11 protein-coding genes, 6 tRNA genes and 1 pseudogene are annotated in these 17,973 nt (G+C 63.5%); 16 read left to right on the forward strand and 2 right to left on the reverse strand.

Annotated elements, in window-relative coordinates; genetic code table 11:
* Positions 1-74 precede the first annotated feature (74 nt).
* The 8 genes from clpX (at position 75) to AACH00_RS06610 (ending at position 4,803) form a co-directional block, all read left to right on the forward strand.
* Entirely contained in the window at positions 75-1,343 is a 1,269-nt protein-coding gene (gene clpX / locus AACH00_RS06575; protein WP_341398287.1) for an ATP-dependent Clp protease ATP-binding subunit ClpX, read from the forward strand.
* 97 nt (positions 1,344-1,440) lie between these two features.
* A complete protein-coding gene (gene lon, locus AACH00_RS06580) occupies positions 1,441-3,885 on the forward strand; it encodes an endopeptidase La (protein ID WP_341398288.1) in 2,445 nt (814 codons plus the stop codon).
* 162 nt (positions 3,886-4,047) lie between these two features.
* Positions 4,048-4,123: transfer RNA gene (locus AACH00_RS06585), tRNA-Gly, on the forward strand.
* 76 nt (positions 4,124-4,199) lie between these two features.
* Positions 4,200-4,273, forward strand: a tRNA-Cys gene (locus AACH00_RS06590).
* 18 nt (positions 4,274-4,291) lie between these two features.
* Positions 4,292-4,367: transfer RNA gene (locus AACH00_RS06595), tRNA-Gly, on the forward strand.
* A 51-nt stretch (positions 4,368-4,418) separates the two neighbouring features.
* A tRNA-Gly gene (locus tag AACH00_RS06600) sits at positions 4,419-4,494 on the forward strand.
* Positions 4,495-4,563: 69 nt separating this feature from the next.
* Positions 4,564-4,639: transfer RNA gene (locus AACH00_RS06605), tRNA-Gly, on the forward strand.
* 75 nt (positions 4,640-4,714) lie between these two features.
* Positions 4,715-4,803, forward strand: a tRNA-Leu gene (locus tag AACH00_RS06610).
* Between the two features lie 175 nt (positions 4,804-4,978).
* Here AACH00_RS06610 and murI read toward each other — a convergent pair.
* Positions 4,979-5,713, reverse strand: a pseudogene (gene murI / locus AACH00_RS06615) (glutamate racemase); the annotation flags it as partial.
* A gap of 165 nt (positions 5,714-5,878) precedes the next feature.
* On the opposite strand from murI, the gene AACH00_RS06620 reads away from it, so the two are divergent.
* The 4 genes from AACH00_RS06620 (at position 5,879) to AACH00_RS06635 (ending at position 10,392) form a co-directional block, all read left to right on the forward strand.
* Entirely contained in the window at positions 5,879-6,628 is a 750-nt protein-coding gene (locus AACH00_RS06620; protein WP_341398289.1) for an electron transfer flavoprotein subunit beta/FixA family protein, read from the forward strand.
* 1 nt (position 6,629) lies between these two features.
* Positions 6,630-7,559 carry an electron transfer flavoprotein subunit alpha/FixB family protein gene (locus AACH00_RS06625; RefSeq protein WP_341398290.1) on the forward strand — a complete coding sequence of 310 codons (930 nt, stop codon included), beginning with the start codon at positions 6,630-6,632 and terminating at the stop codon, positions 7,557-7,559.
* A 92-nt stretch (positions 7,560-7,651) separates the two neighbouring features.
* Positions 7,652-9,442: an acyl-CoA dehydrogenase gene (locus tag AACH00_RS06630; RefSeq protein ID WP_341398291.1), complete on the forward strand. Its 1,791-nt coding sequence runs from the start codon at positions 7,652-7,654 to the stop codon at positions 9,440-9,442.
* On the forward strand, positions 9,439-10,392 hold the full coding sequence (locus tag AACH00_RS06635; protein WP_341398468.1) for an NAD(P)H-dependent flavin oxidoreductase: 954 nt from the start codon (positions 9,439-9,441) through the stop codon (positions 10,390-10,392). Before AACH00_RS06630 ends, AACH00_RS06635 begins: the two co-directional genes overlap by 4 nt.
* A gap of 79 nt (positions 10,393-10,471) precedes the next feature.
* Here the strand turns inward: AACH00_RS06635 and AACH00_RS06640 are convergent, their stop codons facing one another.
* Positions 10,472-10,690, reverse strand: a complete 219-nt coding sequence (locus AACH00_RS06640) for a hypothetical protein (RefSeq protein ID WP_341398293.1) — start codon at positions 10,688-10,690, stop codon at positions 10,472-10,474.
* Between the two features lie 385 nt (positions 10,691-11,075).
* On the opposite strand from AACH00_RS06640, the gene AACH00_RS06645 reads away from it, so the two are divergent.
* From AACH00_RS06645 to zapE, 4 genes are all read left to right on the forward strand, one after another.
* Positions 11,076-13,934: a 2-oxoglutarate dehydrogenase E1 component gene (locus AACH00_RS06645; RefSeq protein WP_341398294.1), complete on the forward strand. Its 2,859-nt coding sequence runs from the start codon at positions 11,076-11,078 to the stop codon at positions 13,932-13,934.
* A 124-nt stretch (positions 13,935-14,058) separates the two neighbouring features.
* Positions 14,059-15,312: a 2-oxoglutarate dehydrogenase complex dihydrolipoyllysine-residue succinyltransferase gene (gene odhB, locus AACH00_RS06650; RefSeq protein WP_341398295.1), complete on the forward strand. Its 1,254-nt coding sequence runs from the start codon at positions 14,059-14,061 to the stop codon at positions 15,310-15,312.
* A gap of 17 nt (positions 15,313-15,329) precedes the next feature.
* Entirely contained in the window at positions 15,330-16,757 is a 1,428-nt protein-coding gene (gene lpdA, locus AACH00_RS06655) for a dihydrolipoyl dehydrogenase (RefSeq protein WP_341398296.1), read from the forward strand.
* A gap of 85 nt (positions 16,758-16,842) precedes the next feature.
* Entirely contained in the window at positions 16,843-17,940 is a 1,098-nt protein-coding gene (gene zapE / locus AACH00_RS06660; RefSeq protein WP_341398297.1) for a cell division protein ZapE, read from the forward strand.
* Positions 17,941-17,973 lie beyond the last annotated feature (33 nt).

Here is a 17,973-nt window from a genome sequence, read left to right on the forward strand (position 1 = left end):
TTGGCCGGGCAGGGTGCCCAGTTGGTCTATCATTCACGACAGCTTCTCATTGAACAGCCCAGGCTCTGACACACATGCCCGACAAGAAAGGCGCCTCCGGCGAAAAAGTCCTCTACTGCTCTTTCTGCGGAAAGAGCCAGCACGAGGTCAAGAAGCTCATCGCTGGGCCGTCGGTCTTCATCTGCGATGAATGCATCGAGTTGTGCAACGACATCATTCGCGACGAAGTTCCCGCGGAAGGTGCGGCCGCCAAGCCCGCGAAGTCCGACCTGCCTGTGCCGACCGAGATCAAGGCCAGCCTCGATCAATACGTGATCGGACAGGAAGCCGCCAAGCGCACGCTGGCGGTGGCGGTCTACAACCACTACAAGCGCCTCAAGCACATGGGTGGCTCCAAGGAAGAGGTCGAACTCTCTAAGAGCAACATCCTGCTGATCGGCCCCACCGGTTCGGGCAAGACGCTGCTGGCGCAGACGCTGGCCCGCCTGCTGAACGTGCCGTTCGTGATCGCCGACGCCACCACCCTGACCGAAGCCGGTTACGTGGGTGAAGACGTCGAGAACATCATCCAGAAGCTGCTGCAGAACTGCAATTACGACGTCGACCGTGCCCAGCGCGGCATCGTCTACATCGACGAAATCGACAAGATCACCCGCAAGTCCGACAACCCCTCCATCACGCGTGATGTGTCGGGCGAGGGCGTGCAGCAGGCGCTGCTGAAGCTGGTGGAAGGCACGATGGCATCGGTGCCGCCGCAAGGTGGCCGCAAGCATCCGAACCAGGACTTCCTGCAGATCGACACCACGAACATCCTGTTCATCTGTGGTGGCGCGTTTGACGGCCTGGAGAAGGTCATCCAGAACCGCACCGAGAAGTCGGGCATCGGTTTTGGTGCCACCGTGCACAGCAAGACCGAGAAGCGCGTGTCGGAAGTCTTCCGCAACGCCGAGCCGGAAGATCTGGTGCGTTTTGGCCTGATCCCGGAGCTGGTGGGTCGTCTGCCTGTGGTGGCCACCCTGGGTGAGCTCACCGAAGACGCGCTGGTCCAGATCCTGGTCGAGCCCAAGAACGCGCTGCTGAAGCAATACCAGAAGCTGTTCGGCATGGACGGCGTGGAACTGGAAATCAGGCCTTCCGCCCTGGCTGCCATTGCCCGCAAGGCTTTGGCGCGCAAGACGGGGGCCCGTGGCCTGCGCTCGATCATCGAGCAGGCCCTGATCGACACCATGTACGAATTGCCGACGCTGGACGGTGTGGCCAAGGTGGTCGTCGACGAGCACATCATCGAAGAAGGCGGCAAGCCGCTGCTCGTCTACCGCGAGCAGGCCAAGGCCAGCGCCTGATTCCGTCAGTTGTCCACCAGCCGGTTGCGCTCTTGCGCCCGGTTCCTTGCAATCAACAACTCGGACCCCATGTGAGTTCGAGAAAGTGAGGCATCCCATGTCAGGACATCCCATCCTCCCCCCGGAACCCATCACGCTGCCGCTGCTGCCGCTGCGCGACGTGGTCGTGTTCCCCCACATGGTCATTCCGCTGTTCGTCGGCCGCCCGAAGTCCATCAAGGCGCTTGAGGCGGCGATGGAATCCGGCCGTCAGATCATGCTGGTGGCCCAGAAGGCTGCCGGCAAGGACGAGCCCCGCGCTGACGACATGTTCGAGACCGGTTGCATCTCCAGCATCCTCCAGATGCTGAAGCTGCCCGACGGCACCGTGAAGGTGCTGGTCGAGGGCGTTCAACGCGCCAACACGGTCAGCATCACCGACAGCGGTGAGCATTTTGTGTCTGAGGTGCTGCCGTTCGCTCCGGCTGGCGAGCCGTCGTCTGAAGTCGAGGCCCTGCGCCGCGCCGTGACGCAGCAGTTCGACCAGTACGTCAAGCTGAACAAGAAGATCCCTCCGGAGATCCTCACCTCGATCGCCGGCATCGACGATCCGGGCCGCCTGGCCGACACCATCGCAGCGCACCTGCCGCTGAAGCTGGAAGCCAAGCAGTCCGTGCTCGACCTGATCGACGTGGCCAAGCGGCTGGAAAAGCTGCTGGAGCTGCTCGAGCATGAAGTCGACATCCTCCAGGTTGAAAAGCGCATCCGTGGCCGCGTCAAGCGCCAGATGGAAAAGAGCCAGCGCGAGTACTACCTGAACGAGCAGGTCAAGGCGATCCAGAAGGAACTTGGCGACGGCGAAGAGGGTGCTGATCTCGAGGAACTCGAGAAGAAGATCACCGCTGCCCGCATGCCCAAGGAAGCGCGCAAGAAGGCAGATGCCGAGCTGAAGAAGCTCAAGCTGATGTCGCCGATGTCGGCCGAAGCTACGGTGGTGCGCAACTACCTGGACACGATCATCAACTTGCCGTGGGCCAAGAAGACCAAGATCAAGCACGACCTGGGCAACGCCGAGGATGTGCTGAACGAGGACCACTACGGCCTCGACAAGGTCAAGGACCGCATCCTTGAGTACCTCGCGGTGCAACAACGCGTCGAGAAGGTCAAGGCGCCGATCCTGTGCCTGGTCGGCCCTCCGGGTGTCGGCAAGACCTCGCTGGGTCAGTCGGTGGCGCGCGCCACGGGCCGCAAGTTCGTGCGCATGGCCCTGGGCGGCGTGCGTGACGAAGCCGAGATCCGCGGGCACCGCCGCACCTACATCGGCTCGATGCCGGGCAAGGTGCTGCAGAGCCTGTCGAAGGTCGGCACCCGCAATCCGCTGTTCCTGCTCGACGAAATCGACAAGCTCGGCATGGATTTCCGTGGTGATCCGTCTTCGGCGCTGCTGGAAGTGCTCGACCCCGAGCAGAACCACACCTTCGGCGACCATTACATCGAGCTGGATTTCGATCTGTCCGACGTGATGTTCGTGGCAACTTCGAACTCGATGAACATCCCGCCGGCCTTGCTGGACCGGATGGAAGTGATTCGTCTGGCGGGTTACACCGAAGACGAAAAGCTGCACATCGCGCAGAAGTATCTGCTGCCCAAGCAGGCCAAGAACAACGGCGTCAAGGACGCCGAGATGGAAGTCACCGAGTCGGCTATCCGCGGCATCATCCGCTACTACACCCGTGAAGCTGGCGTACGTTCGCTGGAACGCGAGGTCTCGAAGATCTGCCGCAAGGTGGTCAAGGGCCTGCTGCTGAAGACTTACACCGGCAAGGTGGTGGTCACCGAGGACAACCTCAATGACTTCCTGGGTGTTCGCAAGTACGACTTCGGTCGCGCCGAGAAGACCAACCAGGTCGGTCAGGTGGTCGGTCTGGCGTGGACGGAAGTGGGTGGCGATCTGCTGACCATCGAAGCGACGTCGATGCCCGGCAAGGGCAACATCATCCGCACCGGCTCGCTGGGCGACGTGATGAAGGAGTCGGTCGAAGCTGCACGCACGGTGGTGCGCAGCCGCGCACGTCGCCTGGGCATCAAGGACGAGCTCTTCGAGAAGCGCGACGTGCACATCCACGTGCCCGATGGCGCAACGCCGAAGGATGGTCCGAGCGCTGGCGCTGCGATGACGACGGCCTTCGTGTCCGCGCTGACCGGCATCCCCGTCAAGGCCCACGTGGCGATGACGGGTGAAATCACCCTGCGTGGTGAGGTGACGGCCATCGGTGGCCTGAAGGAGAAGTTGCTGGCGGCCGCTCGTGGCGGCATCAAGCTGGTGATGATTCCGGAAGACAACGTCAAGGACCTCCAGGACATCCCGGACAACGTCAAGAGCCAGCTCGAGATCGTGCCGGTGCGCTGGATCGACAAGGTGCTGGAAGTGGCTCTGGAGAAGATGCCGCAGCCCTTGCCTGACGAAGAGCCCGTTGCTTCAGCAGCTGCTGTGGCCGCGACCGGCGCCGCTGCCGAGCCGGTGAAGGGTGCCGTGCCGGGCGGAGACGCCATCACGCATTGAGGGTTTGGCCAGTCACTTTGAAAAAATTCAGGGGGCTGGTCAAAACGATGAAAATCGCCCTATAATGCGAGCTTCCTTGTTACGGGGCAAGACGCTTTAAACAGCTTCAAGCCCTGAGCGACACCAAGCGCGAGAGCAGGGAAGTGTTCCGTAAGGAGCCATGCGGGAATAGCTCAGTTGGTAGAGCGCAACCTTGCCAAGGTTGAGGTCGCGAGTTCGAGTCTCGTTTCCCGCTCCAGATATCCCAAAGGGAAGCTTCAGCTTCCTTTTTTTATCAGGCAGGCACTTCCGGATACACACTTTTGAATGCGTGCGGCGCGATAGCAAAGCGGTTATGCAACGGATTGCAAATCCGTCTAGTCCAGTTCGACTCTGGATCGCGCCTCCAAACATTCAAGAGAACAATGCGGGAATAGCTCAGTTGGTAGAGCGCAACCTTGCCAAGGTTGAGGTCGCGAGTTCGAGTCTCGTTTCCCGCTCCAAGTATTGAAGCCGCTTGCGCACCAAACGCAAGTCGCTGTTTGCCAGATCCTGCGGGAATAGCTCAGTTGGTAGAGCGCAACCTTGCCAAGGTTGAGGTCGCGAGTTCGAGTCTCGTTTCCCGCTCCAGGTTCAACCAATCACCTTCACTGGTGCTTGGTGGTCGACAGGTCCGCGAAAGCGGAAACCGTCTTCCATGCGGGAATAGCTCAGTTGGTAGAGCGCAACCTTGCCAAGGTTGAGGTCGCGAGTTCGAGTCTCGTTTCCCGCTCCAGAAAAATCAAAGGGCTGCAGTGAAGACTGCGGCCCTTTGTGTTTTCAGGTGGCGATAATCAGCGCCGCCGTGCCCGCCCGGATGGCGAAACAGGCAGACGCAGCGGACTTAAAATCCGCCGCCCTTAATCGGGCATACCGGTTCGAACCCGGTTCCGGGCACCAGGGCGCCATCCAGCTGCACGCGCTCTGCCTGCAGGTTCAGCCCGAGGCCGTCATGGGCCAGACGCTCCAGTACCGCCGGGTCCCCGGTGGACTGCAGCACCACCCGCCCAGCGGGCAGATCAGCCCAATGCGCCGGCATGCCCGGGCCGCTTGCCCCAGCGCCCAACTTCATCACCTGTCGCGCCACCGCAGGCCCGGTTTCCAGCAACTCCACGCCGGCGGGCAGTCGCAAAGCAATCTGGTCGCGCACGAACGGATAGTGGGTGCATCCCAGTACCACCGTGTCCACCTCGGCGGCTGCAATCGGTGCGCAGAACCTGTCCAGCAATCGCAGCGTTTCTGCTCGGCCTTCGTCACCGCGCTCGATGGCGGCGGCCAGACCGGGGCACGGCTGCGGCAGCACCAGGCAGTCCGGGGCGTGCCGCTCCACCAGGCTGGCATAACGGGCACTCGCCAGCGTGCCTGGCGTTGCCATCACTGCGATTCGCTTGTTGCGGCTCTGCAGGGCCGCCGGCTTCACGCCGGGCTCAACGCCCACCAGCGGCAGGTGAGGAAATTGCTCCCGCAGGCTGTCGATCGCCATCGCGGTGGCCGTGTTGCAGGCCACCACCAGCATGCGGGCGCCTTGATCCACCAGATGCCGGGCCACGATCAGTGACCGGGTGCGCACATGTTCCGGATCTCGATCACCATAAGGTGCGTAGGCTGAGTCCGCGACGTACAGAATCGGCAAGGTGGGGTGTGCCTGCCGCAGGGCGTGCAACACCGACAGGCCACCGACGCCCGAGTCAAAGATGCCGATCAATGGTGCGGAGTGGGGGGTGTCATTCATCTCGGCGGCGAGTCTACTCGCCCGGGTGCCTGCCATCACTTTTAGTGGGGGTGTGGCTTGTGATTTCCAGGCTTGCATGCTTAAAATAGCACGACCGTTCGATTTATGCTGCGGCAGGGCCCAACAGGCTCGCGCCGATGCTCGTGGTTGCAGTCATGGCCGCAACACACGACCTAGCCACTAGAATCCGGCAGTTTACGTAAACGTCAATTAAACCGACAGATCCGACAGGAGCAACGCGATATGAAGGTACTGGTACCCGTCAAGCGCGTCGTCGACTACAACGTGAAAGTTCGCGTGAAGTCTGACGGCACGGGGGTGGACATCGCCAACGTCAAGATGAGCATGAACCCCTTCGACGAAATCGCCGTCGAAGAGGCTGTTCGTCTCAAGGAAAAGGGTGCCGTCACTGAAGTCATCGCCGTGTCTTGCGGTGTTGCACAGTGCCAGGAAACCCTGCGCACGGCGATGGCCATTGGTGCTGATCGCGCCATCCTGGTCGAGACCGATGTGGAACTCCAGCCGCTGGCCGTCGCCAAGCTGCTGAAGGCCCTGGTCGACAAGGAACAGCCGGGTCTGATCATCCTGGGCAAGCAGGCCATCGACGATGACTGCAACCAGACCGGTCAGATGCTGGCCGCCCTGGCTGATCTGCCTCAGGCTACCTTCGCCTCCAAGGTGGAAGTCGCCGACGGCGTCGCCACCGTGACCCGTGAAGTGGACGGCGGCCTGGAGACGCTGAAGGTGTCGCTGCCCGCAGTCATCACGACCGACCTGCGCCTGAACGAGCCGCGTTACGTGACGCTGCCGAACATCATGAAGGCCAAGAAGAAGCCGCTGGAAACGGTCAAGCCGGAAGACCTCGGCGTTGACGTGACCCCGCGCATCAAGACGCTGACCGTGTCGGAGCCGCCCAAGCGTGGCGCCGGCGTGAAGGTTGCCGATGTGGCCGCTCTGGTGGCCAAGCTGAAGAACGAAGCCAAGGTGATCTGACATGGCCATCCTCGTCATTGCTGAACACGACAACGCGTCCCTGAAGGGCGCGACCCTCAACACCGTGACGGCCGCTGCCGCCATCGGTGGCGACATCCACGTGCTGGTCGCTGGTCACAACGCCGGTGCCGCTGCTGCGGCTGCCGCTCAGGTGGCTGGCGTGGCAAAGGTGCTGCACGCCGACGACGTGGGTCTGGGCGAAAGCCTGGCCGAGAACGTCGCGGCCCAGGTGCTGGCCCTGGCCTCCGGCTACAGCCACATCCTGTTCCCGGCGACGGCCAGCGGCAAGAACGTGGCGCCCCGCGTCGCAGCGAAGCTGGACGTGGCGCAGATCAGCGACATCATCAAGGTGATCTCGGCTGACACGTTCGACCGACCTGTGTATGCCGGCAACGCCATCGCTACGGTGCAGAGCGCCGATGCGGTCAAGGTCATCACGGTGCGCACCACAGGTTTTGATCCGGCCGCAACGGGTGGCTCGGCAGCTGTTGAGGCTGTCGCCACGGTGGCCGGCAACGGCAAGGCCAGCTTCGTGGGCCGCGAAGTCACCAAGAGCGATCGTCCTGAGCTGACCGCAGCCAAGATCATCGTGTCGGGTGGCCGCGCGCTGGGCTCGAGCGACAAGTTCAATGAAGTGCTGACGCCCCTGGCTGACAAGCTGGGTGCTGCACTCGGCGCCAGCCGCGCCGCGGTGGATGCTGGCTACGCGCCGAACGACTGGCAGGTTGGCCAGACCGGCAAGATCGTCGCCCCCGGCCTGTATGTGGCCTGCGGCATCTCGGGCGCCATCCAGCATCTGGCTGGCATGAAGGACTCCAAGGTGATCGTCGCGATCAACAAGGACCCGGAAGCTCCGATCTTCAGCGTGGCCGACTACGGCCTCGAAGCCGACCTGTTCGTGGCTGTGCCCGAGCTGATCAGCGCTCTTTGATCTGACGCGCCTGATGCGGCACCTCCGGGTGCTGCGAACACTCAGCAGGGCGCCCGACGAGGCGCCCTCTTTTTTGCCCTGGAGACAAATCCATGACCTACCGTGCTCCTGTGAAGGACATGTTGTTCGCGATGAAGGAACTCGCGAACATCGACGCCGTGGCCCAGCTGCCCGGCCTGGAAGACGCCGGCTTTGACACCGCGCAAGCCGTGCTCGAAGAGTGCGCTCGCCTCAACGAGGAAGTGATTGCGCCCCTGAACTGGGAAGGCGACATCAATCCGTCGTCCTTCAAGGACGGCAAGGTCAGCGCCACCCCCGGTTTCAAGGAGGCTTTCCAGCAGTTCTCCGCCGGTGGCTGGCAAGGTTTGCACCACCCGACCGACTTTGGTGGCCAGGGCCTGCCCAAGCTGATCCATGCGGCGTGCATTGAGATGGTCAATGCAGCGAACACCAGCTTCGCGCTGTGCCCGCTGCTGACGGACGGCGCCATTGAAGCGCTGCTGACCGCCGGCACCGACGAGCAGCGTGCCACCTTCATCCCGAAGATGATCGACGGCACCTGGACCGGCACGATGAACCTGACCGAACCGCAGGCCGGCTCGGACTTGTCGATGGTGCGTTCGCGCGCCGAGCCGCAGCCGGACGGCACTTACAAGATCTTCGGCACCAAGATCTACATCACCTGGGGTGAGCACGACATGGCCGAGAACATCGTCCATCTGGTGCTGGCCCGCGTGACCGGCGCACCGGAAGGCGTGAAGGGCATTTCGCTGTTCATCGTGCCGAAGTTCCTGGTGAACGCCGATGGCTCGCTGGGTGAGCGCAACGACGTGCACTGCGTGAGCATCGAGCACAAGATGGGCATCAAGGCCAGCCCGACCGCCGTGCTGCAGTACGGCGACAACGGCGGCGCCATCGGCACGCTGGTGGGCCAGGAAAACCGCGGCCTCGAGTACATGTTCATCATGATGAACGCGGCCCGTTACGGCGTCGGCCTGCAGGGTGTGGCCGTGGCTGACCGCGCTTACCAGCGCGCCGTGCAGTACGCCCGTGACCGTGTGCAGTCGCGCCCGGTGGATGGCTCGCTGCCCGGCGCCGCGCCGATCATCCATCACCCGGATGTGCGTCGCATGCTGATGACGATGCGCTCGTTGACCGAAGGTTGCCGTGCGATGTCGCTGGTGGCCGCCGCCGCCTACGACGCCTCGCACGCGCACCCGGATGCCGAGACGCGCAAGCAGAACCAGGCGTTCTACGAATTCATGGTGCCGCTGATCAAGGGCTACTCCACCGAGATGAGCCTGGAAGTCACTTCGCTGGGCGTCCAGGTGCACGGCGGCATGGGCTTCATCGAGGAAACCGGTGCTGCGCAGCACTACCGTGACGCCAAGATCCTGACCATCTATGAAGGCACCACGGCCATCCAGGCGAATGACCTGGTCGGCCGCAAGACTTCGCGTGATGGTGGCGCCACTGCCAAGGCCATCGCCGGTCAGATCGAACAGACCGAGCAGGCGCTCGTCGCACGTGGCAGCGTGGCCTCGCTGGCCGTGGCCAAGCGACTGACCGCCGCGCGCACGGCCTTCATCGAGGTCGTCGACTTCGTGGCTGGCCAGACCCGCAGCGATCCGAACGCCGTGTTCGCAGGCAGCGTGAACTACCTGATGCTGGCCGGCAACCTGATGGCGGGCTGGCAGCTGGGCCGCGCCTTGCTGGCGGCGGAAGACCGCCTGGCCGCAGGTGACGATGTGGAATTCATGGCCGCGAAGATCACCACGGCCCGGTTCTATGCGGATCACATCCTGACCCGCGTGCCTGGTCTGCGCGACAGCGTGGTGGACGGCGCCGCTGGCGTCACTGACATGGCTCTGGAGGCTTTCTGATGGCTTTGCCTGGCGCACTTGCAAACCTGCCGCTGCCGATCATCGGCTCGCCGCTGTTCATCATTTCCAACCCTAAGCTCGTGATTGCCCAGTGCATCGCGGGCGTCGTGGGCTCGATGCCGGCGCTCAACGCGCGTCCGGCTGCGCAGCTCGACGACTGGCTGGCTGAAATCACCGAGGGCCTGGCTGCCCACAACGCCGCACATCCTGATCGTCCGGCTGCGCCGTTCGCCATCAACCAGATCGTGCACAAGAGCAATGACCGGCTCGAGCACGACCTGGAAGTCTGCGCGAAGTACAAGGTGCCCATCGTCATCACGTCGCTCGGCGCCCGGGTCGATGTGAACGAGGCGGTGCACGCCTGGGGCGGCGTGGTGATGCACGACATCATCAACAACGCCTTTGCCCACAAGGCGATTGAAAAGGGCGCTGACGGCCTGATCGCCGTAGCGGCCGGTGCTGGCGGCCATGCGGGCACGAAGAGCCCGTTCGCCCTGATCCAGGAAATCCGTCAGTGGTTCGACGGCCCCCTGGCGCTGTCGGGCTCGATCGCCTCCGGCGGCGCGGTGCTGGCGGCACAAGCCATGGGTGCTGACTTCGCCTACATCGGCTCGGCCTTCATCGCCACCGAAGAAGCGCGCGCCGTGGAAGGCTACAAGCAGGCCATCGTCGACGGCAACAGCGATGACATCGTCTACAGCAACCTGTTCACCGGCGTGCACGGCAACTACCTGAAGCCGTCGATTCTGGCGGCTGGCCTGGACCCAGACAACCTGCCAGAGAGCGATCCGTCGGCCATGAACTTCGGCGGTGATGCCAAGAAGGCATGGAAAGACATCTGGGGCTGCGGCCAGGGCATTGGCGCGATCGATCAGGTGCTGCCGGCTGGCGAACTGGTCGCCAAGCTCAAGCGCGAATACGACGCCGCCCGCGCGCGCCTGAAGCTTTGAGGCTCTGACGATCTGCATTGGTCAACGCGCCGCTGTCTGCGGCGCTGGCCCCACCAGCCCGCCCACCCGGTGGGCTTTTTTACGCCTTGCGCTCTGGCTCCAGCCAGGCATCACAGCCGCTGGCTGCGCTGATCCAGCGACGCGCCAGCCGCGACACCGCGCCTGCACACCAACTCGGCAACCACGGCAGCATGGTGGCCGGCTGGCTCACCATGCCGCATCGGTACAGGTGCAGCGGCTCATCCCAGTGCAGTGCCCGGCATCGACCGTGCAGCTTGCCGCTGACCAGTGCGCCCATGGGGCAGGGCTCTGCCGCACAGCACACGCCGCACCCGTTGCAGGGCTCGCCCGGCCGGGGTTTGGCAGGCGCCGCGTCATGCAGATGGATCACGATGGGGCTGCGTGTGGCCCCGTGGCTCGTAGGCATCCCGATGATTCTGATCGGGGATTTCCCGGCTTGTAAGGAAAGCAAACGGGTAGAAGGCGCGTAATTCCACGCACGCGGACCGGTTACAACGGTGCTACAGTGCCGGTCGTGATGATTTAGTTCCTTCTGTGTCCCCTTGCTGGTTTTCGAGACAAGCAGCAAGGCGGGTCGCAATCCGCCTACCGGTAGAGCCGGGCCGCGGAAGGTTGTTCAACCCATCGGAGCTCTGGAAACCGGAGCAAAAGGTGAGCGAAATATGATGCAGCAACACAGGTCGAATTCGTACCTGTTCGGTGGCAACGCCCCGTACGTCGAAGAAATGTACGAGGCCTACCTCGACAATCCGGGCTCCGTGCCCGACAACTGGCGCGCCTACTTTGACGCGCTGCAGAACGTGCCCGCCACCGACGGCTCTGACAGCCGCGACGTGCCGCACGCTCCCGTGATCGAATCCTTTGCACAGCGTGCGAAGTCGAACGCGTTCACGGTCAAGGCTTCGTCCACCGACCTCGCCGTTGCCCGCAAGCAGGTGCATGTGCAGTCGCTGATCGCTGCCTACCGCTTCCTGGGTTCGCGCTGGGCCGATCTGGACCCGCTCAAGCGCACCGAGCGCCCCAAGATTCCGGAACTCGAGCCGTCGTTCTACGACCTGACCGAGTCCGACATGGACATCCCTTTCAGCGCGGCCAACACGTATTTCAGCAAGGCTGAAAACATGAGCCTGCGCGAAATCATGCAGGCCCTGCGTGAAACGTATTGCGGCTCCGTCGGCGCCGAGTTCATGCACTGCACGGACCCGACCGAAAAGCGCTGGTGGCAAGAGCGCCTGGAAAGTGCGCGCAGCAAGCCCACCTTCACGCCGGCCAAGCGCAAGCACATCCTTGATCGCCTGACCGCCGCTGAAGGCCTTGAGCGTTACCTGCACACCAAGTACGTCGGCCAGAAGCGTTTCTCGCTGGAAGGCGGCGAAAGCTTCATCGCCTCGATGGACGAGCTGGTGCAGCGCGCCGGTGAAAAGGGCGTCCAGGAAATCGTCATCGGCATGGCCCACCGCGGCCGTCTGAACGTGCTGGTGAACACCCTGGGCAAGATGCCCAAGGACCTGTTCGCCGAGTTCGACCACACCGCGCCTGAAGACCTGCCGGCCGGCGACGTGAAGTACCACCAAGGTTTCTCCAGCGACGTCAGCACGGCTGGCGGCCCGGTCCACCTGTCGCTGTCGTTCAACCCGTCGCACCTGGAAATCGTCAACCCGGTGGTTGAAGGCTCCGTCAAGGCGCGCATGGACCGCCGTGGCGACAAGACCGGCGACCAGGTGCTGCCGATCCTGGTGCACGGTGACGCGGCCTTTGCAGGCCAGGGCGTCATCATGGAAACCCTGGCACTGGCCCAGACCCGTGGTTATTACACGGGCGGCACGGTGCATCTGGTCATCAACAACCAGATCGGTTTCACCACCTCCGACCCGCGCGACACCCGCTCCACGCTGTACTGCACCGACGTCGTCAAGATGATCGAGGCACCGGTGCTGCACGTGAACGCCGATGATCCGGATGCCGTTGTCTGGTGCACCCAGCTGGCCATGGACTATCGCCAGCAGTTCAAGAAGGACATCGTCGTTGACATCATCTGCTTCCGCAAGCTGGGTCACAACGAGCAGGACACCCCGGCGCTGACGCAGCCGCTGATGTACAAGACCATCGCCAAGCACCCGGGCACGCGCAAGCTGTTCGGTGACAAGCTGGTCGCGCAAGGTGTGCTGCCGCCGGAAGGTCCGGACGAGATGGTCAAGGCCTACCGCGCCGCCATGGACGAAGGCCGTCACACCGTGGACCCGGTGCTGACCAACTTCAAGAGCAAGTACGCCGTTGATTGGGCGCCGTTCCTGGGCAAGAAGTGGACGGACTCTGCCGACACCGCGCTGCCGCTGTCGGAAATCAAGCGACTCGCCGAGCGCATCACCACGATCCCGGCTGACTTCAAGCCGCATCCGCTGGTGCAGAAGGTGATCGCTGACCGCGCGGCCATGGGCCGTGGCGAGATCAACGTCGACTGGGGCATGGGTGAACACCTGGCTTACGCGTCGCTGGTGGCTTCGGGTTACCCGGTGCGCCTGTCGGGCGAAGACTGCGGCCGTGGCACGTTCGTGCACCGTCATGCTGTCCTGCACGACCAGAACCGCGAGAAGTTCGACGAGGGCACCTACATCCCTCTACAGAACATCGCCGAGAACCAGGCTCCGTACGTCGTCATCGACTCGATCCTGTCGGAAGAAGCGGTGCTGGGCTTCGAGTACGGCTACGCCGGCTCCGAGCCCAACACGCTGACGATCTGGGAAGGCCAGTTCGGCGACTTCGTCAACGGCGCACAGGTCGTGATCGACCAGTTCATCGCCTCGGGTGAAGTGAAGTGGGGCCGTGCCAACGGTCTCGTGCTGATGCTGCCGCACGGCTACGAAGGCCAGGGCCCGGAGCACAGCTCGGCCCGCCTGGAGCGCTTCATGCAGTTGTCCGCCGACAACAACATGCAAGTGGTTCAGCCGACCACCGCCAGCCAGATCTTCCACTTGCTGCGTCGCCAGATGGTGCGTCAGTTCCGCAAGCCGCTGATCATCATGACGCCGAAGTCGCTGCTGCGTAACAAGGACGCGACCTCGTCGCTGTCCGAGTTCACGAAGGGCGAGTTCCGCACCGTGATCGGCGAGCTGAACGCCGACATCGACGCCAGCAAGGTCAAGCGCGTGATCGCTTGCTCGGGCAAGGTCTATTACGACCTGGTGAAGAAGCGCGAAGAGAAGAAGTCGCACGACGTGGCCATCATCCGCGTCGAGCAGCTCTATCCGTTCCCGCACAAGGCCTTTGCTGCCGAGCTGAAGAAGTACCCGAACGCCGCCGACATCGTGTGGTGCCAGGACGAGCCGCAAAACCAGGGCGCCTGGTTCTTCGTGCAGCACTATGTGCACGAGAACATGCTCGACGGCCAGAAGCTGGGTTATGCCGGCCGTCCGGCCTCGGCATCGCCGGCAGTGGGTTATGCCCACCTGCATCAGGAACAGCAGAAGGCGCTGCTGGACCAGGCCTTCGCCAAGCTCAAGGGCTTCATCCTCTCCAAGTAAGTTAATGCGGACGCTCAAGGTGCCGCATTAACCCCGCGGTCCGGCGCGGCGCCTTCCAGGCGCTGGCCGGCCGCAGGACAGGCGCCAAGCTCCGATGTTCAACGCATCGAGACAAATACACATCATGGCAATCGTAGAAGTCAAAGTCCCCCAGCTGTCGGAATCCGTGGCTGAAGCCACCCTGCTGACCTGGAAGAAGAAGCCCGGTGAAGCCGTGGCGATCGATGAAATCCTGATCGAGATCGAGACCGACAAGGTCGTGCTCGAAGTGCCGGCGCCTGCCGCTGGCGTGATGGCTGCCCTCGTGGTGGCCGACGGTGGCACGGTCGTGAGCGACCAGGTCATCGCGCAGATCGACACCGAAGGCAAGGCCGGCGCTGCTGCTCCGGCTGCTGCCGCCGCTGCGCCGGCTGTGGCCGCCGCTGCTCCGGTGGCTGCCTCGGCTGACAAGTCGGGCGTGGCGATGCCTGCCGCCGCCAAGCTGCTGGCTGACAACGGCCTGGCCGTGTCGGCTGTGGCTGGCACGGGCAAGGACGGCCGCGTCACCAAGGGTGACGTGCTGGGTGCCGTGGCTGCTGGCGCCGCCAAGCCGGCTGCCCCTGTGGCTGCTCCGGTGAACCCGGCCGTTGCCAAGCCGCTGCCGGCCGTGGCTGCACCTGCTGCACAGAACCTGGGTGATCGTCCGGAACAGCGCGTGCCGATGTCGCGTCTGCGTGCCCGCGTCGCCGAGCGTCTGGTGCAGTCGCAATCGACCAACGCCATCCTGACCACGTTCAACGAAGTGAACATGGCGCCGGTGATGGAGATGCGCAAGAAGTTCCAGGACAAGTTCGAGAAGGAACACGGCGTCAAGCTGGGCTTCATGAGCTTCTTCGTCAAGGCTGCCGTTCACGCCCTGAAGAAGTACCCGGTGCTGAACGCGTCGGTCGACGGCAACGACATCGTCTACCACGGCTTCTTCGACATCGGTATCGCTGTCGGCTCGCCGCGTGGCCTGGTCGTGCCGATCATCCGCAATGCGGATCAGCTGACCTTCGCTGAAATCGAGAAGAAGATCTCCGAGTTCGGCCAGAAGGCCAAGGACGGCAAGCTGGGCATCGAAGAGCTGACCGGTGGCACGTTCTCGATCTCGAACGGCGGCACCTTCGGCTCGATGCTGTCGACCCCGATCATCAACCCGCCTCAGTCGGCCATCCTGGGCGTTCACGCCACCAAGGACCGCGCCGTGGTCGAGAACGGTCAGGTCGTGGTTCGCCCGATCAACTACCTCGCCATGTCGTATGACCACCGCATCATCGACGGCCGTGAAGCCGTGCTGGGTCTGGTGGCCATGAAGGAAGCGCTGGAAGATCCGGCCCGTCTGCTGTTCGACATCTGACGGTCAAAGGAAACTGCATGTCCAAACAATTTGACGTCGTCGTGATCGGCGGCGGCCCCGGTGGCTACATCGCTGCCATCCGCGCAGCGCAGCTGGGCTTCAACACCGCCTGCATCGACGAGTGGAAGAACGACAAGGGCGGCCCCGCACCGGGCGGCACTTGCACGAACGTGGGTTGCATCCCGTCGAAGGCGCTGCTGCAATCCAGCGAGCACTTCGACCATGCCAACCACCACTTCGCCGAGCACGGCATCTCCACCGGCACGGTGACGATGGACGTGGCGAAGATGGTGGCCCGCAAGGACACCGTCGTGAAGCAGAACAACGACGGCATCCTTTACCTGTTCAAGAAGAACAAGGTCAGCTTCTTTCACGGCCGCGGCTCCTTCGTTGCAGCCAAGGACGGCCTCTATGAGGTCAAGGTGGCTGGCGCTGCCGAGGAAGTGCTGACGGCCAAGCACGTCATCATCGCCACGGGCTCCAACGCCCGCCAGCTGCCGGGCGCAGCCTTCGACGAGGAGAACATCCTCTCGAACGACGGTGCCCTGCGCATCGGCGCTGTGCCGAAGAAGCTGGGTGTCATCGGCTCCGGCGTGATCGGCCTGGAAATGGGCTCGGTCTGGCGTCGCCTCGGCTCGGAAGTGACCGTGCTCGAAGGTCTGCCGACCTTCCTCGGCGCCGTCGATGAAGGCGTTGCCAAGGAAGCCTTCAAGTGCTTCACCAAGCAAGGTCTGAAGATCGAGCTCGGCGTGAAGATCAGCGACGTCAAGTCGACCAAGAAGGGCGTGACCGTGTCGTACGCCAACGCCAAGGGTGAAGCCCAGGAGTTGGCCGTTGACAAGCTGATCGTCTCGATCGGCCGCGTGCCCAACACCATCGGTCTGAACACCGAAGCCGTGGGCCTGCAGCTCGACGAGCGCGGCGCCATCGTGGTCAATGCCGACTGCCAGACCAACCTGCCCAACGTCTGGGCGGTGGGTGACGTGGTGCGTGGCCCGATGCTGGCGCACAAGGCCGAGGAAGAGGGCGTTGCCGTGGCCGAGCGCATTGCCGGTCAGCATGGTCACGTCAACTTCAACACGATTCCCTGGGTCATCTACACCAGCCCGGAAATCGCGTGGGTCGGCCGCACCGAGCAGCAGCTCAAGGCAGACGGCGTGGCCTACAAGGCTGGTCAGTTCCCGTTTCTGGCCAATGGCCGGGCCCGTGCGCTGGGCGACACCACCGGTTTCGTGAAGTTCCTGGCTGACGCCAAGACCGACGAGATCCTGGGCGTGCACATCATCGGCCCGATGGCCTCGGAGCTGATCTCCGAAGCCGTGGTGGCGATGGAGTTCAAGGCTTCGGCCGAAGACATCGCACGCATCTGCCATGCGCACCCGTCCTTGTCGGAAGCGACCAAGGAAGCTGCCCTGGCCGTTGACAAGCGCACGCTGAACTTCTGATCGGAGGGCTGACAAGCCCGATCAGCCAGCCCGCCGCCTGGCCCCAGGCGTGCGGGCTTTTTCCATTCTGAGGACAATCGGTGCCATGAGTGTTCGCCAGCTGTATCAGTCCATGCTCGACGAGCGTGGCTACGTCCCCGACGAGGCCCAACTGCGCGCAATCGACGCGCTGGAGCGGTGTGAAAACGAGTGGCTGGCGTACAAGGCACGTCGCGGCAACGCGCTGACCAAGATGCTGGTTCGCCCGCCGATTCCGCGGGGCGTGTACATGTATGGCGGGGTGGGGCGCGGCAAGAGCTTCCTGATGGACTGCTTTTTCCAGTCCGTGCCGCTGAAGCGCAAGACGCGTCTGCACTTCCATGAGTTCATGCGCGAGGTGCACCGCGAACTGCAAGACCTGAAGGGCCGGCAGAATCCCCTGCAGGAGCTGGGGCAGCGCATTGCGCGTCGCTACCGCCTGATCTGCTTCGACGAATTCCACGTGGCGGACGTGACCGACGCGATGATCCTGCACCGCCTGCTGGAGTCGCTGTTCGACAACCGCGTGTCCATCGTCACGACCTCGAATTTCCACCCGGACGGGTTGTACCCCAACGGGCTGCACCGCGACCGCATTCTGCCGGCCATCGAGCTGCTCAAGGACAAGATGGAGGTGCTGAACGTGGACGCTGGCAATGACTACCGGCGCCGCACGATGGAGCAGGTGCAGCTTTATCACACGCCCCTGGACGCAGCCGCTGATGCCGCGATGACCGCGGCCTTCGAGGGTCTGGCCGAGACGCGTGATGAATCGCCGGTGCTGCACATCGAGCACCGTGAGCTCAAGGCCCGTCGCCGTGCCGGTGGCGTGGTGTGGTTCGACTTCCAGACGTTGTGCGGCGGCCCGCGCTCGCAGAACGACTATCTGGAGCTGGCCACCCAGTTCCATACGTTGATGTTGTCTGGGGTGCCGCAGATGCCGCCGCGCCTGGCGTCTGAAGCCCGACGCTTCACCTGGCTGGTGGACGTGCTTTATGACCGTCGGGTCAAGCTGATCATGTCGGCGGAGGTGGCCCCTGAGGCGCTCTACACCGAGGGTCCGATGTCGCACGAGTTCCCGCGCACCGTGTCGCGGCTGACCGAGATGCAGTCGGCCGAATTTCTCGCGCTGGAGCGGCGGGACGTCGACACCTCGCTCACCTGAGGCGGCTTGCCGTCGCCCCGGCCGTGTCGGGGC

This window comes from Ideonella margarita (assembly GCF_038066635.1).
Taxonomy (GTDB): domain Bacteria; phylum Pseudomonadota; class Gammaproteobacteria; order Burkholderiales; family Burkholderiaceae_C; genus Ideonella; species Ideonella margarita.

Coding starts and splice junctions, on each gene's coding strand:
- lon (WP_341398288.1), top strand. CDS start 1,441: ATGTCAGGACATCCCATCCTCCCCCCGGAACCCATCACGCTGCCGCTG.
- zapE (WP_341398297.1), top strand. CDS start 16,843: ATGAGTGTTCGCCAGCTGTATCAGTCCATGCTCGACGAGCGTGGCTAC.
- AACH00_RS06630 (WP_341398291.1), top strand. CDS start 7,652: ATGACCTACCGTGCTCCTGTGAAGGACATGTTGTTCGCGATGAAGGAA.
- odhB (WP_341398295.1), top strand. CDS start 14,059: ATGGCAATCGTAGAAGTCAAAGTCCCCCAGCTGTCGGAATCCGTGGCT.
- AACH00_RS06645 (WP_341398294.1), top strand. CDS start 11,076: ATGATGCAGCAACACAGGTCGAATTCGTACCTGTTCGGTGGCAACGCC.
- lpdA (WP_341398296.1), top strand. CDS start 15,330: ATGTCCAAACAATTTGACGTCGTCGTGATCGGCGGCGGCCCCGGTGGC.
- AACH00_RS06640 (WP_341398293.1), bottom strand. CDS start 10,690: ATGGGCGCACTGGTCAGCGGCAAGCTGCACGGTCGATGCCGGGCACTG.
- AACH00_RS06625 (WP_341398290.1), top strand. CDS start 6,630: ATGGCCATCCTCGTCATTGCTGAACACGACAACGCGTCCCTGAAGGGC.
- clpX (WP_341398287.1), top strand. CDS start 75: ATGCCCGACAAGAAAGGCGCCTCCGGCGAAAAAGTCCTCTACTGCTCT.
- AACH00_RS06620 (WP_341398289.1), top strand. CDS start 5,879: ATGAAGGTACTGGTACCCGTCAAGCGCGTCGTCGACTACAACGTGAAA.